At 69.0% G+C, this 14,469-nt stretch carries 13 protein-coding genes and 1 tRNA gene; 9 read left to right on the top strand and 5 right to left on the bottom strand.

The window, feature by feature from the left end; genetic code table 11:
• Positions 1-38 precede the first annotated feature (38 nt).
• The gene (locus tag ASF65_RS09720; protein ID WP_055888368.1) at positions 39-1,214 is read left to right on the top strand and encodes a phosphoserine transaminase; all 1,176 of its coding nucleotides are present in this window, start codon (positions 39-41) and stop codon (positions 1,212-1,214) included.
• A gap of 99 nt (positions 1,215-1,313) precedes the next feature.
• The gene (serA, locus tag ASF65_RS09715; protein ID WP_055888366.1) at positions 1,314-2,906 is read left to right on the top strand and encodes a phosphoglycerate dehydrogenase; all 1,593 of its coding nucleotides are present in this window, start codon (positions 1,314-1,316) and stop codon (positions 2,904-2,906) included.
• 54 nt (positions 2,907-2,960) lie between these two features.
• Here the strand turns inward: serA and ASF65_RS09710 are convergent, their stop codons facing one another.
• Positions 2,961-3,869 carry a DMT family transporter gene (locus tag ASF65_RS09710; protein WP_055888363.1) on the bottom strand — a complete coding sequence of 303 codons (909 nt, stop codon included), beginning with the start codon at positions 3,867-3,869 and terminating at the stop codon, positions 2,961-2,963.
• A gap of 209 nt (positions 3,870-4,078) precedes the next feature.
• On the opposite strand from ASF65_RS09710, the gene ASF65_RS09705 reads away from it, so the two are divergent.
• Positions 4,079-5,371: an adenylosuccinate synthase gene (locus ASF65_RS09705; RefSeq protein WP_055888361.1), complete on the top strand. Its 1,293-nt coding sequence runs from the start codon at positions 4,079-4,081 to the stop codon at positions 5,369-5,371.
• A 246-nt stretch (positions 5,372-5,617) separates the two neighbouring features.
• On the top strand, positions 5,618-7,525 hold the full coding sequence (locus ASF65_RS09700) for a hypothetical protein (RefSeq protein ID WP_156369237.1): 1,908 nt from the start codon (positions 5,618-5,620) through the stop codon (positions 7,523-7,525).
• Positions 7,526-7,605: 80 nt separating this feature from the next.
• Here the strand turns inward: ASF65_RS09700 and rpoH are convergent, their stop codons facing one another.
• Together rpoH and ASF65_RS09690 are read right to left on the bottom strand one after the other, a co-directional pair.
• Positions 7,606-8,517, bottom strand: coding sequence for an RNA polymerase sigma factor RpoH (gene rpoH, locus ASF65_RS09695; protein WP_055888357.1), 912 nt, complete (start codon positions 8,515-8,517; stop codon positions 7,606-7,608).
• A 197-nt stretch (positions 8,518-8,714) separates the two neighbouring features.
• The gene (locus tag ASF65_RS09690) at positions 8,715-9,695 is read right to left on the bottom strand and encodes an RluA family pseudouridine synthase (RefSeq protein ID WP_244486608.1); all 981 of its coding nucleotides are present in this window, start codon (positions 9,693-9,695) and stop codon (positions 8,715-8,717) included.
• A gap of 75 nt (positions 9,696-9,770) precedes the next feature.
• Here ASF65_RS09690 and ASF65_RS09685 point away from each other — a divergent pair, with 75 nt between their 5' ends.
• The 3 genes from ASF65_RS09685 (at position 9,771) to ASF65_RS09675 (ending at position 11,216) form a co-directional block, all read left to right on the top strand.
• A complete protein-coding gene (locus tag ASF65_RS09685) occupies positions 9,771-10,142 on the top strand; it encodes a hypothetical protein (RefSeq protein WP_055888353.1) in 372 nt (123 codons plus the stop codon).
• A 58-nt stretch (positions 10,143-10,200) separates the two neighbouring features.
• Positions 10,201-10,275 (top strand) — tRNA-Glu (locus ASF65_RS09680).
• Between the two features lie 95 nt (positions 10,276-10,370).
• A complete protein-coding gene (locus ASF65_RS09675) occupies positions 10,371-11,216 on the top strand; it encodes an RNA methyltransferase (protein WP_055888350.1) in 846 nt (281 codons plus the stop codon).
• Here the strand turns inward: ASF65_RS09675 and ASF65_RS09670 are convergent.
• The gene (locus ASF65_RS09670; protein WP_055888348.1) at positions 11,155-12,249 is read right to left on the bottom strand and encodes a hypothetical protein; all 1,095 of its coding nucleotides are present in this window, start codon (positions 12,247-12,249) and stop codon (positions 11,155-11,157) included. The genes ASF65_RS09675 and ASF65_RS09670 overlap by 62 nt on opposite strands.
• 126 nt (positions 12,250-12,375) lie before the next feature.
• Complete coding sequence (locus tag ASF65_RS09665; RefSeq protein ID WP_055888345.1) at positions 12,376-12,972, bottom strand: DUF1134 domain-containing protein; 597 nt, start codon at positions 12,970-12,972, stop codon at positions 12,376-12,378.
• A 256-nt stretch (positions 12,973-13,228) separates the two neighbouring features.
• On the opposite strand from ASF65_RS09665, the gene ASF65_RS09660 reads away from it, so the two are divergent.
• Both ASF65_RS09660 and ASF65_RS09655 read left to right on the top strand, forming a co-directional pair.
• Positions 13,229-13,921, top strand: a complete 693-nt coding sequence (locus tag ASF65_RS09660) for a histidine phosphotransferase family protein (RefSeq protein ID WP_082505377.1) — start codon at positions 13,229-13,231, stop codon at positions 13,919-13,921.
• 100 nt (positions 13,922-14,021) lie between these two features.
• On the top strand, positions 14,022-14,414 hold the full coding sequence (locus ASF65_RS09655) for a response regulator (RefSeq protein WP_055888344.1): 393 nt from the start codon (positions 14,022-14,024) through the stop codon (positions 14,412-14,414).
• Positions 14,415-14,469 lie beyond the last annotated feature (55 nt).

The following is a 14,469-nucleotide window of genomic DNA, read 5'->3' as shown; positions in this document are numbered from 1 at the left end:
CCCCAACGAGGCGCTTCTATCTGTAAGGATAGCTTTTGATGGCGACTATCGCACCGCCGGCCGCTCGTCCGGCCAATCCCCGTTTTTCCTCTGGTCCTTGTGCCAAGCGTCCCGGCTGGACGCTGGATGCGCTCGGCGATGCGCCGCTCGGCCGCTCGCACCGCGCCAAGATCGGCAAGACCAAGCTCGCGCAGGCGATCGACGACACCCGCGCCGTACTCGGCGTTCCCGCCGACTACCGAATCGGCATCGTGCCGGCGTCCGATACCGGCGCGGTCGAGATGGCCATGTGGTCGCTGCTCGGCGCGCGCCCGGTCGACATGGTCGCCTGGGAGAGCTTCGGCTCCGGCTGGGTGACGGATGCGGTCAAGCAGCTGAAGCTCGCCGACGCGCGCGTCCTCGAAGCTCCTTATGGCGAGATCGTGGATTTCGCCGAGATCGATTTCGACCACGACGTGGTGTTCACCTGGAACGGCACGACCTCGGGCGTACGCGTGCCGAACGGCGATGCGATCCCCGCCGATCGCGAGGGCCTGACGATCTGCGACGCCACCTCGGCGGCCTTCGCGCAGGACCTGCCCTACGACAAGCTCGATGTGGTCACCTTCTCCTGGCAGAAGGTGCTGGGCGGCGAGGGCGCGCACGGCGTCCTGATCCTCAGCCCCCGCGCCGTCGAGCGTCTCACCACCTACAAGCCGGCCTGGCCGCTGCCGAAGATCTTCCGCCTCACCTCGGGCGGCAAGCTGATCGAGGGCATCTTCAAGGGCGAGACCATCAACACGCCGTCGATGCTCTGCGTCGAGGACTATCTCGATGCGCTCCAGTGGGCGAAGTCGATCGGCGGTCTCGAGGCTCTGAAGGCGCGCGCCGACAAGAATCTGGGCGTGATCGACCGGTTCGTGTCGGCCAACGACTGGATCGGCTTCCTCGCCAAGACCGCCGAGATTCGCTCCAACACCTCGGTCTGCCTCCAGTTTACGGCGCCCGAGATCACCGGCCTGTCCAAGGACGAGCAGGACGCCTTTGCCAAGGGTGTCGCCTCGAAGCTGGAGAAGGAGGGCGTCGCCCTCGACATCGGTGCCTACCGCGACGCCCCTCCGGGCCTTCGCATCTGGGCCGGCGCGACGGTCGAGGCGTCCGACCTTGAGGCCCTGATGCCCTGGATCGCCTACGCCTACGAGGCGCAGCGCGCGACGCTGGCGCAGGCCGCCTGAGCTGACGGCCGGAGCTCGCCCCGACGACAGGGGCGGGCGCCTTCTTCCATTCCCCGTTTCCAGGCATCGCTCGATGCCGAAAGCTGCAGGAGAAGCCTGATGGCTCCGCGCGTTCTCGTTTCCGACAAGCTGTCCCCGACCGCCGTCCAGATCTTCAAGGACAAGGGCGTCGAAGTCGACTACCTCCCCGATCTCGGCAAGGACAAGGACAAGCTTCTCGAGGTGATCGGCCAGTATGACGGCCTCGCCATCCGCTCCGCCACCAAGGTGACGGAGAAGGTGATCGACGCCGCGCCGAACCTGCGCGTCATCGGCCGCGCCGGCATCGGCGTCGACAATGTCGACATTCCGGCCGCCAGCCGGAAGGGCATCATCGTGATGAACACGCCCTTCGGCAACTCGATCACGACGGCCGAGCATGCGGTCGCGATGATGTTCGCGGTGGCCCGCCAGATGCCCGCCGCCGACGCCTCGACGCAGGCCGGCAAGTGGGAGAAGAACCGCTTCATGGGCGTCGAGATCACCGGCAAGGTGCTCGGCGTCGTCGGCTGCGGCAACATCGGCTCGATCGTGGCTTCCCGGGGCGTCGGCCTCAAGATGAAGGTGATCGGTTTCGACCCGTTCCTGTCGGAGGAGCGCGCGGCCCAGCTCGGCATCGAGAAGGTGGAGCTCGAGGACCTCTTCAAGCGCGCCGACTTCATCACGCTGCACACGCCGTTGACCGACAAGACCCGCAACATCATCGACGCCAAGGCCATTGCCACGATGAAGAAGGGCGTGCGCATCATCAACTGCGCGCGCGGCGGGCTGATCGTCGAAAAGGATCTCGCCGAGGCCATCAAGTCCGGCCATGTGGCGGGCGCGGGCATCGACGTGTTCGAGGTCGAGCCGGCGACCGACAGCCCGCTCTTCGGCCTCGACAACGTGGTGTGCACGCCGCATCTCGGCGCCTCGACGACGGAAGCGCAGGAGAATGTCGCGCTGCAGGTCGCCGAGCAGATGGCCGATTACCTCGTGAAGGGCGCGGTCTCGAACGCCTTGAACATGCCCTCGATCACCGCCGAAGAGGCGCCGATCCTGACGCCTTACGTGAAGCTCGCCGAAATCCTCGGCTCCTTCGCGGGCCAGCTGACGGAAGAGCCGATCGACGCGGTCGAGATTCTCTACGACGGCGCGCCGGGCACGATGAACACGCGCGCCCTGTCGGCCGCCGCGATCGCCGGCCTCCTGAAGGCGCAGGTGCAGACGGTCAACATGGTCTCCGCGCCGTTGATGGCCAAGGAGCGCGGCATTGCCGTCTCCGAGGTGCGCCGCGACAAGACCGGCGTGTTCGACGGCTACATCATGGTCACCGTGAAGACCAAGAAGCAGACGCGCTCGGTCGCGGGCACGACCTTCTCGGACGGCAAGCCGCGCTTCATCCAGATCAAGGGCATCAATATGGAGGCCGATGTCGGCCGCTACATGCTCTACACGGCCAACAAGGACGTGCCGGGCGTCATCGGCCAGATCGGCACCGCCTTCGGCAAGGCCGGGATCAACATCGCCAACTTCCACCTCGGCCGCGACGAGCAGGGCGGTAGCGCGATCGCGATCATCTATCTCGACGAGCCGCTGAGCGAGGAATTCCTCAATGAACTGCGCGGCCTGAACGCGATCGGCCAAGCGAAGATGCTGACCTTCGACGTCTGATCGGACGACAGACTGCCAAAGAAGGGGCGGAGCGGGAAACCGCTCCGCCCTTTTCTATTCGGCCGCGGGCTGTACGGCGCGCTTGCCGCGTTCGGCGAGCGCAATGCCGCCGAGCACCAGCGACAGCGCCGCCAAGTGATAGGCGTGGAACGGCTCGGCGAGGATCAGGACCGCGAGGATCGCGCCGAAGACCGGCACCGTGTTGACGAAGATGTTCGCCCGGTTGGCGCCGATCATCTCGACGCCCTTGATGTAGAGCGCCTGGCTGAGGATCGAGGGGAAGACGATCGTGAAGGCGAGGATCAGGAGCCCTTGCGCATCCGGCGCGAAGGACAGTCCCGCCGAGACCTCCCAGGCAAGCAGGGGCACCGCCCCGAGCGCGCCGCCGAGGCTGAGCATGAAGATCGAGCTCAGCCAATGAACGCGCGGCTTGCGCGACAGAAGGATCGTGTAGACGCCGAAGATCGTCGTCGAGGCGAGGATCATCGCGTCGCCGATGTTGAAGTCGAGCGCGAGGATCGTCTCGGGATGCCCGTGCGAGGCGACGAGGAGAACGCCGACCAGCGTCAGCGCGAAGCCGACGACCTGCAGCACCGACACGCGGATGTGGAAGAACAGGAACATGCCGACGAAGACGACCAGCGGCATCGCGGCCTGGATGATCATCGCGTTGATCGCGCTGGTGTAGCCCATCGCGACGTAGAACAGCGCGTTGAACGAGGTGAAGCCGAGGAGGCCGAGGCCGACGAAATAGAGCGAGTGGCGCCGGATGGTCGACCGGTCGCGCTGGAGATGCGGGCGCGCGAAGGGGAAGAGGAGGATCAACGCCCCGACCCAGCGCAGGAGCGTCAGGCTCATGGGCGAGATGTGGCCGACGGACAGCTTCCCCGCCACCGCGTTGGCGCCCCAGATGAACGCGGTGAGGAGGAGGAGCACGGCGGGGTGGGCGAGTCGCTTCAGCATTCCCGACGTTTCGCGGATCGCCTCGTCACAGGCAATCGTTCGCATGGCTTAAATCTTGCGTCAGGCTTTGGAAAAAGCGCTGCCGCGACCTCGCGCTGCGGCGAAGCCTTGACTATAGTCCGCCGCGTTTGCGCCGGCGGACCCCCGACGGGTCTTTCGCGCGCCCGAAGATCAGCATCGTGAGGGCGGGACGCCTTCGAGGAGACTGCATGGCTAACGTCGTCGTCGTCGGTTCCCAGTGGGGAGACGAAGGGAAGGGCAAGATCGTCGACTGGCTCTCGGAGCGGGCCGACGTCGTCGTGCGATTCCAGGGCGGCCATAATGCCGGGCACACGCTGGTCGTCTCCGGCGTCTCCTACAAGCTCTCGCTCATGCCGTCGGGCGTGGTGCGGAAGGGCAAGCTTTCGGTGATCGGCAACGGGGTCGTCTTCGACCCGCATCACTTCGTCACCGAGAAGAAGCGCCTCGAGGGCCAAGGCGTCGCGATCTCGCCGGACACCCTTCGCATCGCCGACAACGCCTCGCTGATCCTGTCGCTGCATCGCGAGCTCGACGCCGCACGCGAGGCGGCCGCCGCCGGCACCAAGATCGGCACCACGGGCCGCGGCATCGGCCCGGCCTACGAGGACAAGGTCGGCCGCCGCGCGATCCGCGTGATGGACCTCGCCGAGCCGGAAGCGCTCCCTGAGCGTATCGAGCGCCTCCTCGCCCACCACAACCCGCTTCGGCGCGGCCTCGGTCAGCCGGAGGTCGAGGCGTCGGCGATCCTCGAGGAGCTGACCTCGGTCGCCGACGAGATCACCCCCTATATCGACCGGGTCTGGCGCCTTCTCGACGAGCGCCGCAAGGCGGGCGACCGCATCCTCTTCGAGGGCGCGCAGGGCACGCTCCTCGACATCGACCACGGCACCTATCCGTTCGTCACCTCCTCCAACACGGTGGCCGGACAGGCGGCGGCGGGCTCCGGCCTCGGGCCGTCCAGCCTCGGCTTCGTGCTTGGCATCACCAAGGCCTACACGACGCGCGTCGGCGAAGGGCCGTTCCCGACCGAGCAGGACAACGAGGTCGGCGAGTTCCTCGGCACGAAGGGCCACGAGTTCGGCACGGTGACGGGCCGCAAGCGCCGCTGCGGCTGGTTCGACGCGGTGCTGGTGCGACAGGCGGTCGCGATCAACGGCATCCACGGGCTGGCGCTGACCAAGCTCGACGTGCTCGACGGGATGGACGAAATCCGCATCTGCACGGCCTACGAGCTCGACGGCGAGCGGATCGACTACTTCCCCGCGAGCCTTGCCGCCCAAAAGCGCGTGAAGCCGGTCTACGAGAGCTTCGAGGGCTGGAAGGGCACGACGGCGGGCGCGCGCTCCTGGGGCGACCTTCCGGCGCAGGCGGTCAAGTACGTGCGCCAGATCGAGGAACTCGTGGGCGCACCGGTGACGCTCCTGTCGACCTCGCCGGAGCGTGACGACACGATCCTTGTCCGCGATCCGTTTCAAGATTAATGAAACCTTGATAAAAGGTTTCTAGGTTCGTTCGAGCTTTCGGCTGCGCCGCGCGGCCCCCGCTTTCTCCGAGGCGGGGTTCGTCCACAACCGGGAGGGGAGGCGATCCGCCTTCCTTCCATAGGCCCCTCCCGTCGCGATTCCCTGGCAGGCGGGATCGACCGGCGCGGCGGAGCCGGACGGGTGTTGGATCGCCGCGAGGCTCGGTCCGTTCCCGGTACCGACCTCGAGTGAGTGCAGCGCTTCATGGCGAATCTGACCGCCGTCCTCCGCAAGACCATCGACGGCTTGCCGAATGCCACGCCGCAATTGCGGGCCAAGGTCTACGAGAAGGCGCGGGCCGCCATCACGCGGCAGATCCAGTCCGCCGACCCGCCGCTGGCCGCCGAGGTGGCGGAGCAGCGCTATCGCGTGCTGGAAGACGCGATCGCCGAATCGGAAGCCTATTACCGGGGCGTCGAGGGCGCTGCGGTCCCGCTCGAGGCACCCGGCGCCCCACCCCCGGTCGCAGCGCCGCCGCCGATGGCGCCGCAGCCGGAACCGGCCCCGGTCGCTCCCGAGCCCGCCCCATCGTACACGGCACCCGAGCCGGAGCGTGCGCCTCCGCGCGCACCTGTTCCCGCGTTTCCGCGCGCCACCCCGACCATGCGGTCCGGGGACGGAGCGCCCGTGGCGCCGCCGCGTCCTCAGCCTTCCGCCTCCGGTCCGCCGGCAGCGGCCGAGGCCCGCCCGGTGGAGCGGGCCGCACCCGCCTTCGAGCGTCCGCCGCAGCCCCGCACCGAGCGCCCTTCGCCCCCGGTGATGCCGGAGCGCGCCGCCGCCGACGAAGCGCCTCAGGTCGGCGTCGTGGGACCGGCGCCGGAAACGGACGAGGCTCCGGCGCGCATCGCGCCGCCACCAGCCTCGGCGCCCCGCGAGCGGCGCTCGCGGGACGAAGCCCGTGACCGGCCGGATGCACGAACTCCGACGCGTGGCGGACTTCGCCCCGCAAGCCCCGTGCCCGCTCCGTCGGCGCCGCCGTCGCCGGGCGCCATGCTGTCGGGGATCCCCGAAGCGGACCTCGGCGCCCCGCGCTATGCGCCGCGCCGCGCCGCCAGCCGAGGCCGCTCGCCGCTCTGGACCGGGGTCGCCGTGGTGGCGCTCGTCGGCCTCGGCGCGCTCGGCTATCTCTATCTCGACGACATCCGCTCCGTCGTCCTCGGCACGCCCCAGACGGCGTCGGTTCCGGCCGGGACCGCGCCCGGCCAGACGACCGACGGCGGCGAAGCCTCGGCCCCCGACGCCGGTGCGACGCCCGAGACCGCCGCGCCGCCGAGCGGCACCGTGACCGACGTCGCTCCGGCGACGCCGACGACCACGCCGCCGGCGCCGGGCGGGCGACAGTTCACCCAGCGCCTCCTGCCGGACGGGACCGAGGTGGACGAGGGGCCGGGCACCAGCGCGCCGAACGCCTTCGAGGAGGGGACCAACGTCGCCGCCGCGACGATCGCGCCGTCGCCGGTCCCCGAAACGACGCCGGCCCCGACGCCCGCCACGCCTGAGCCGAGCGCCACGCCCGCGCCCCAGGCGCCCGCGTCCGCGCCGCAGGTGGCCGCCGGCACGGTGCCGGTCGGCCAGCGCGCGGTGTTCTATGAAGAGCGTTCGGCCGATCGCGAGGGCACGCAGCAGACCGGCAATGTCGTCTGGAGCCTCGACAACGAACCGCCCGCCGAGGGCCGGCCTGCCGAGCCGGTGATCCGGGCCGTGGTCGACGTGCCGGACACGAGCCTCAAGATGACGATGACCATCCGCCGCAACGCCGACACGACGCTGCCGGCGAGCCATGTGATCGAGATCCTCTTCGACACGCCCGCCAACTTCGCCGGCGGCCAGATCGAGAACGTGCAGCGGCTGGCGCTGAAGCCGACGGAACAGGCGCGTGGCGAGCCGCTGATCGGCGTCGCCGGCAAGATTTCGGACGGCTTCTTCATCATCGCGCTGAACGACCTGCCGCAGGCGATCCAGAGCAATCTCGCGCTCTTGCGAAGCCAGGAATGGATCGACATTCCGATCGCCTACACATCGGGCCAGCGGGCGCTGATGTCGATCGAGAAGGGCATCCCCGGTGAGCGCGTGTTCCGGGAGGCGATCGACGCCTGGGCGAGCCGGACCTGACGGCGGTCAGGCCAGGGCCAAGAAAAAAGGGCCGGTCTCGCGGGAGACCGGCCCTTTTCATGTCTCGACGGGCTGCCGTGTCAGGCGTGCGCGTCCTCGACGACCCGCAACGAGCGGCGCGCGGCTTCCGCCGTGTCCTGCACCGCCTTCTGCACCTTTTCGAAGGCCCGCACCTCGATCTGGCGCACGCGCTCGCGGCTGATGTCGAACTCGCCCGACAGCGCTTCCAGCGTCAGCGGATCCTCGGCAAGGCGGCGCGCCTCGAAGATGCGGCGCTCGCGATCGTTCAGGACGTCCATCGCCCGGTGCAACATGCCCCGGCGCTGCTCGAGTTCGTCCTGTTCGACGAGGACGTCCTCCTGGCTCTCGGACTGATCGACCAGCCAGTCCTGCCACTCGCCCGACTCGCCTTCCGTCGCGCGGATCGGCGCGTTCAGCGACGCGTCGCCGGAGAGGCGGCGGTTCATCGACACGACCTCCTCCTCGGACACGCCGAGCGAGGTCGCGATCTGCTGCACCTGATCGGGGCGCAGGTCGCCCTCGTCGAGCGCCTGGATGCGGCTCTTCATCTTGCGCAGGTTGAAGAACAGGCGCTTCTGGTTGGCCGTCGTGCCCATCTTCACGAGGCTCCACGACCGCAGGATGTATTCCTGGATCGAGGCCTTGATCCACCACATCGCATAGGTGGCCAGACGGAAGCCGCGGTCGGCGTCGAAGCGCTTCACCGCCTGCATCAGGCCGACATTGCCCTCGGACACGACCTCGCCGATCGGCAGCCCGTAGCCGCGATAGCCCATCGCGATCTTCGCCACGAGGCGCAGATGGCTCGTCACCAGCTTGTGGGCCGCGCCGCGATCGTCGTGTTCGGCGTAGCGCTTGGCCAGCATGTATTCTTCGTTCGGCTCCAGCATCGGAAAACGCCGGATCTCGTCGAGATAGCGGCTGAGGCCGCCCTCGCCGGACGCGATGCTGGGAAGATTGGCTCTCGCCATATGGAACCCTCCTTCTGCCTGGATCGCTCGTTGCCCGAGCCGATCGGCTGCGGGGCGCCCTGAAGGCGCACCCCGCCGAGCTTCGATATGGTGACTCTGTGCCCCGATTACACGGCCGGAGAAGGGCGAACGAAGGTTACATTTCGTTCACTCGGTAGAGACGCCGGATCGCAGCGCCCGCCGTCATCGCAGGCCTGTCAGCCGTCCAAACGGCCCAGCGCTTCCAGAAGTTCCTGCATGTCGGCCGGCGGGTCGGTCTCGAACTCCATTGCTTCCCCCGTGACCGGATGCTCGAAGACGAGGCGGAAGGCGTGGAGGGCCTGACGGGGAAAGGCTGCGACGACCTCGCCGACTTGCCCGAGCTTCTTCGCCTTGGTGCGGAAGTGCGCGCCGTAGACCTCGTCGCCGATCAGCGGGTGGCCGATATGGCTCATATGGACGCGGATCTGGTGGGTACGGCCGGTTTCGAGGACGCAGGCGATCAGCGAGGCATTGGCACCCTCCGTGCCGAAGCGCTCCAGAACCTCGAAGTGCGTGACGGCGTGGCGCGCGTCCGGCCGGCCCTGCGGCACGACCTGCCGCTTGGTGCGGTCGGAGTTGGAGCGCCCGAGCGCGGCCTCGACCGTGCCGACGGGCCGCGACGGCACGCCCCAGACCACGGCCTGATAGGCGCGCTCCATCTTGCCGTCCTGCCCGTGCGCGGCGAACTGCTTGGCCAGCGAGCGATGGGCGGTGTCGGACTTGGCGACGACCATGACGCCGCTCGTGTCCTTGTCGAGCCGGTGAACGATGCCGGGGCGCTTGACGCCGCCGATGCCTGACAGTGTGTCGCCGCAGTGGAAGAGAAGGGCGTTGACGAGCGTGCCGGTCCAGTTGCCGGGTCCCGGATGCACCACGAGCCCCGCCGGCTTGTCGAGGACGACGAGGTGGTCGTCCTCGTAGAGGATGTCGAGCGGGATGTCCTCGGGCGTTGGTTCCGGGGCGGCCGCCTCCGGCATGTCGAGCTGCACCGTCTCGCCCGCCGCGACCTTGCGCTTCGGGATGGTGACGGTCTCGTCGTCGATGCGGACCTGTCCGTCCTCGATCAGGGACTGGAGGCGAGAGCGCGACAGCTCGCCGCCGAGCGCCGCGGCCAGGAACTGGTCGAGCCGACGGCCGGCGTCGGCTTCCCCCACCACGAACGCGCTTGCGTCCGTTTCGTCTCCCCCTGTACCAACGATCGACATCTGACACTCCAGCGGCGCGGGAAGAACGTGACGGGAAACAATGAAGCGGCCGGCGCGCCGAACGATCCGGCCTTCGAGAAGGTGCGGCGCAAGATGGTCCGCCTTCTCGCGATCTCGATTGCCGTCCTGTTCGTCGGGCTTATCGCGGTTCTCAGCGCCGTTGTCTATCGCACCAAGGACGGCGAGGGCGGGCAGCGCGCCGCCGGCACGTTGCCGCCGGTGGCGATCGGCGCAGGCGCGCGCGTCGTCGCCACGGCCCTCAACGGCGACAATGCGCTTCTGACCGTGGAAGCGGCCGACGGCACGCAGTCGCTCGTCCTCCTCGACCTCGGCTCCGGCACGCTCGCCGCGCGCTATCCTCTGTCCGCGGTCGAGCCTCCCGCGCAAACCGCACGGTGATCCGCAGAAAGCGCTTGCCAAGCCGAAACGGGCTGGCTATATCCCCGGTCACTGGTTCGCGCCCATCGTCTAGCGGTTAGGACGGCGCCCTCTCACGGCGCAAACAGGGGTTCGATTCCCCTTGGGCGTACCAGTCGTCTTCTCCTTCAAATCTCCATCGACTCGCCATTTCGTCGTTGCGGCGTGAATCGTCGGCCGTGCGTCGAGGCCGGGATGCGGGAGATAGTGATGGACGAAGCGCGGCAGGCTCCGGAACGTCCGAGCGTCATCGACATCCTCGATCCCGCCGATCCGCGAATCGCTGGGTTTCGCGACGTGCGCGAGCGCGACCTGACGCGCAGCGGCCAGTTCATCGCGGAAGGGGCGGTGGTCCTCGACCAGATCGTCGCTTCGGACCGGTTTCGCCCGGTCAGCCTCCTGGTGCTGCGCGAGCGGCTGGAGGGGCTGGGCTCGCGCCTCTCCCGGCTGCCGGCCGATGTCCCGGTCTACCGAGCCGAGCGCGACGTGTTCGATCGGATCGCCGGCTTTCCGGTTCACCGCGGGGTGATGGCTCTGGCCGAACCCGTGCCGGCGGCAGGCAACAGCGCGATCGAGGCGGCGCTGCGGGCGACCCTCGATCGAAGGGGAAGCGTCGTCGTCGCGTGCGGCCTGTCGAACCACGACAACATGGGCGCGATCTTCCGCAACGCCGCGGCGTTCGGCGCGGGGGCCGTGATCCTCGACGAGCGGGCCTGCGATCCGCTCTATCGCAAGGCGATCCGTGTGTCCGTCGGAACCGTGTTCACCGTGCCCTTCGTGCGCTGGGGCGGTGCGTCAGCGATCGCGGAACGCCTGTCGTCGATGGGCTACGAGTGCCTCGCCCTGACGCCGAACGCCGCGGATGCGCTGCGCGACATCCGGGATACCCGCGCCCGCGCCCTGTTTCTCGGCGCGGAAGGGGATGGGCTGGACGATGCGGTGATGGCCCGCTGCCGCCCCGTGCGCATCGAGATGGCGCCGGGGCTCGACAGCCTCAACGTCGCGACTTCCGCCGCGCTCGTCCTGCACCATTTGGCTTTCCCGGCGCGGTCGTGACCGTCGCCCCCGGCGCGGCAGTAGCCGTCGCCCCCGGCGCGGTCGTGACCGTCGCCGCTGGCGTCACCGCAACGCCGGCATCCGGCGCGGCGGACGCTTCGCCGGCCTGAAGGCTGCGCACGCGGTCGGCGAGGAACGGCTCGCCGTCGCCGGTCGGCTGCGGCGCCTCTGCGATGAACCGTGCCAGCTGCGAATCAGCCCCTTCGACCTTGATCCGCTCGTGGATGACTCGCGCCGCGATGTCGCCGATGCGCTCGCGGATTTCCGCGTGGTCGGCCGGCGTGGCTGCGGGTTTTGCGGCTCCCGTGCGCGCGATGGCCGCTCGAAGTCGGCTGCTTCCGGTCGGGCCCGTGGCCGCCGGCAGAGCCGAGGCGAAAGCGGCGAGGGATGCCTCGGGCTTTGCCGCCGCCCGCGTTTCCGGGACGGGCCGCGGCGCGGGCACGGTCGCCGCGAGAGCGCCGGCGCCAGCGGCCGGAGGCGGGGCGAGGGCGGCGGTGAGTTCGCCGACCCGTGCTTCGGCGGTCGCCAATTGGAACCGCTGCGCGTCGAAGCGCTCGCTGAGGCTCGCGTGCTTGGCGGAGAGGCTCGCGAGTTCGCCCTCGCGGCGTTCGAGGCGCGCGCGCAGATCCTGGCGCGTCGCCAGTAGCGCGTCGCGCTCCTGCGTCAGCAGGCCGATCTGGTCTTCGAGAAGGCGGATGCGACCGCTGCTCGCGGCGATCTCGCGATCGAGCTCGACCTGCCGGGCGAGGAGTTGGCCATTTTCGAGGATGGCGCGACCGGCCTCGGTGCGCTCGCGCACGACCGTCTCCTGCGCGGCGCGATGCCGCATCGCGTCCTGTCGCAGGTCGAAGGCCGCCTTGGCGCGGGCGGCGTCCACCTCGGCGCGCATCTCGCGCACGGACGCCGGGATGTTGGCCTCGAACTCGCGGCGCGCGAGGCGCTGGGCGTTGTTCCACAGGATCGGTGCGAAGACGAGGGCCAGGAAGCTGGCGACCAGGGCGCCAAGCGCGAAGACGAGCGCGGTTGCGATCATGAAACAGTCGACCTCGTGCCTGGCGGATGCCGTAGGTCGACATAGGCCAGAAAGGCGACCGGACGACGGCCGCATCGGATTGTCATACGTCAATCCGACCCGGCCTGCCTAGCGCGGCGTTCCCGGTCAGAACGGGTTCCAGGTCGCGTTCGGCGTCAGCTTGAGATAGCCGACATTAACGCCGAGACGGGCCCCGACACCGGTGCGGATGGGCACCAACGTGATCGAGTCGCGCTGCAGGAACGTCATGCCGACGCCGCCGACCAGATAGGCGCTGCCGCTCATGCCGATGAAGCGGCCGTAGACGCCTTCCACCGACGGCAGGTTGTAGACGAGCATCATGGTGCGCGCGCCGTCGCCGCCGGCGTCGAAGCCGATCGAGGGGCCCTGCCAGAAGATGCGGTGTTCGCCGGCGTTCTTGGTGAAGAGGGTGCCCTCGCCGAAACGCAGGCCGCCGATGAAGGCGCCTGAGCCTTCCTCGCCGAGGATGTAGCCGTTGGGCAGGCCGCGCTCCTGGAACGCGCGCTCGATCACCGTGGCAAGGCCCCCGGCCGTGGCGCCGAAGAAGCGATGTCCCTCGCCGACGATCTCCTCCATCGAGTAGCCGCCGCTCTGCGCCTGGGCGCTCGCGGGCAGGGTGGACAGGCCGATCGACGCCGGCAGCGCGACGGCGGCCATGGCGGCGAGGGCGAGGCGGCGGACCAGCCGGGTCGTGCGGTTCATCGCGGGAATCCTTCCGGAGGCTGTGACGATCCGGGCGCCCTGACAGGCGACCGGACGAAGGTCTCGTCCACAGCTTGCGCGATCCATGGTTTCCGCTTCCCTAACGCTGGCGCCTGCCGCTCCGTCAGGTGTCGTCGGGATGTCACAGGCGGCGGAAAGGGTGCCTGCGGCCCGGCTTTGCCTCGCCGCACGGGCGGCCGCGTGATAGGGCGATTGTGTCCGATTTTCATCGAATGTTAACCAAGACGGAACGCCGATGACGAACCTGCCCGCATTGTCCGCGCCGGATCTGGCGGCCCTCCTGGCCAGCCGCCTCTGCCACGACATCATCTCCCCGGTCGGGGCGATCCAGAGCGGGCTCGAGCTTCTCGACGACATGCCGGACGATCCGGAATCGATGGCGCTGGTGCGCTCTTCGACCAAGAGCGCGGTGGCCAAGCTCCAGTTCGCCCGGATCGCCTACGGGGCGTCTGGCTCCTCGACGGCACAGATCGACATGGGCGATGCCAAGACCGTCGCCGAGGGCTGGATGGCGTTCGAGAAGGCCAACCTGCAATGGTCGGGCGAGCGCGCCTACGTGCCGAAGAACATCGCCAAGCTGGTGCTCAATCTTCTGGTCGTCGCCAACGCGTCGGTGCCGCGGGGGCGCGAGGTCGAGGTGGTGATCGAGCAGCTCGAGCCGGTGGCGCGCTTCACGATCACCTCGCGCGGCAAGCCGCTGCGCGTGCCGGCGAAGTTCCGCGAGCTTCTGGCCGGCGAGGCGACGCCCGATTCGATCGACGCCCACGGCATCCAGCCCTATTACGCGATGCTCCTGGCGCGCGAGGCGAAGCTCGCCGTCACGCTGGAGCAGAGCGACGAGGAGGCCGTGTTCCGCGTGGCGCCGATCGACGAGGCCGCCGAGCCCGCCGCCACGGACGAAACGGTTGCAATCGACGGATCGCGTTGACGATCCGTTGGTCGTCCTCGTGAACGCGTCCGAAAAGATCGGCTGCTAGGGTCCGTCCCGAACGCCGGTCTTCCGCCGGCGGCAAGCCGGAGCCGCTCGCATGTCCGTCTGCCTCGTCATCGACGAATCCAGCATCGTCGCCAAGGTCGCCTCGCGTATCCTGACGGGTGTCGACCTCGAGACGATCGGTGCCGAGAGCGTCGCGGCGGCGGCCCGCCTCCTGGCCGAGCCGCGCATCGCCGCGCCGGTGCTGGTGCTGGTCTCGGCCTCGCTCCCCGGCACGACGGTGGACGCCTCGGTGCGGGCGCTGCGCGCCGATTCGAAGACAGCGAAGGCGAAGATCCTGGTGTCGCTGGTGGAATCCAATCTCGGCACGATGACCCGCGCCAAGCGGGCGGGTGCCGACGGCTTCATCTTCCGCCCTTTCGACCGCGCTTCGCTTCTCGACTGGGTCTCGCCCTTCGTCGCGGCGGCCGAGCCGGCCGCGGCTTGAGCACGAAAAAGCCCGCCATTCCGAAGGGAAGGGCGGGCTTTGGTCTAAGACGATC

The organism is Aureimonas sp. Leaf324, from assembly GCF_001423245.1.
In the GTDB taxonomy this organism is placed as follows: Bacteria; Pseudomonadota; Alphaproteobacteria; order Rhizobiales; family Rhizobiaceae; genus Aureimonas.
Note: the sequence above shows the minus strand (reverse complement) of the source record. Positions and strands in the feature narration are given on the sequence as shown.

Excerpts from the sequence above, each read along its gene's own strand:
- ASF65_RS09720 (WP_055888368.1), top strand. The coding sequence starts at position 39 with ATGGCGACTATCGCACCGCCGGCCGCTCGTCCGGCCAATCCCCGTTTT.
- serA (WP_055888366.1), top strand. The coding sequence starts at position 1,314 with ATGGCTCCGCGCGTTCTCGTTTCCGACAAGCTGTCCCCGACCGCCGTC.
- ASF65_RS09710 (WP_055888363.1), bottom strand. The coding sequence starts at position 3,869 with ATGCTGAAGCGACTCGCCCACCCCGCCGTGCTCCTCCTCCTCACCGCG.
- ASF65_RS09705 (WP_055888361.1), top strand. The coding sequence starts at position 4,079 with ATGGCTAACGTCGTCGTCGTCGGTTCCCAGTGGGGAGACGAAGGGAAG.
- ASF65_RS09700 (WP_156369237.1), top strand. The coding sequence starts at position 5,618 with ATGGCGAATCTGACCGCCGTCCTCCGCAAGACCATCGACGGCTTGCCG.
- rpoH (WP_055888357.1), bottom strand. The coding sequence starts at position 8,517 with ATGGCGAGAGCCAATCTTCCCAGCATCGCGTCCGGCGAGGGCGGCCTC.
- ASF65_RS09675 (WP_055888350.1), top strand. The coding sequence starts at position 10,371 with ATGGACGAAGCGCGGCAGGCTCCGGAACGTCCGAGCGTCATCGACATC.
- ASF65_RS09670 (WP_055888348.1), bottom strand. The coding sequence starts at position 12,249 with ATGATCGCAACCGCGCTCGTCTTCGCGCTTGGCGCCCTGGTCGCCAGC.
- ASF65_RS09665 (WP_055888345.1), bottom strand. The coding sequence starts at position 12,972 with ATGAACCGCACGACCCGGCTGGTCCGCCGCCTCGCCCTCGCCGCCATG.
- ASF65_RS09660 (WP_082505377.1), top strand. The coding sequence starts at position 13,229 with ATGACGAACCTGCCCGCATTGTCCGCGCCGGATCTGGCGGCCCTCCTG.
- ASF65_RS09655 (WP_055888344.1), top strand. The coding sequence starts at position 14,022 with ATGTCCGTCTGCCTCGTCATCGACGAATCCAGCATCGTCGCCAAGGTC.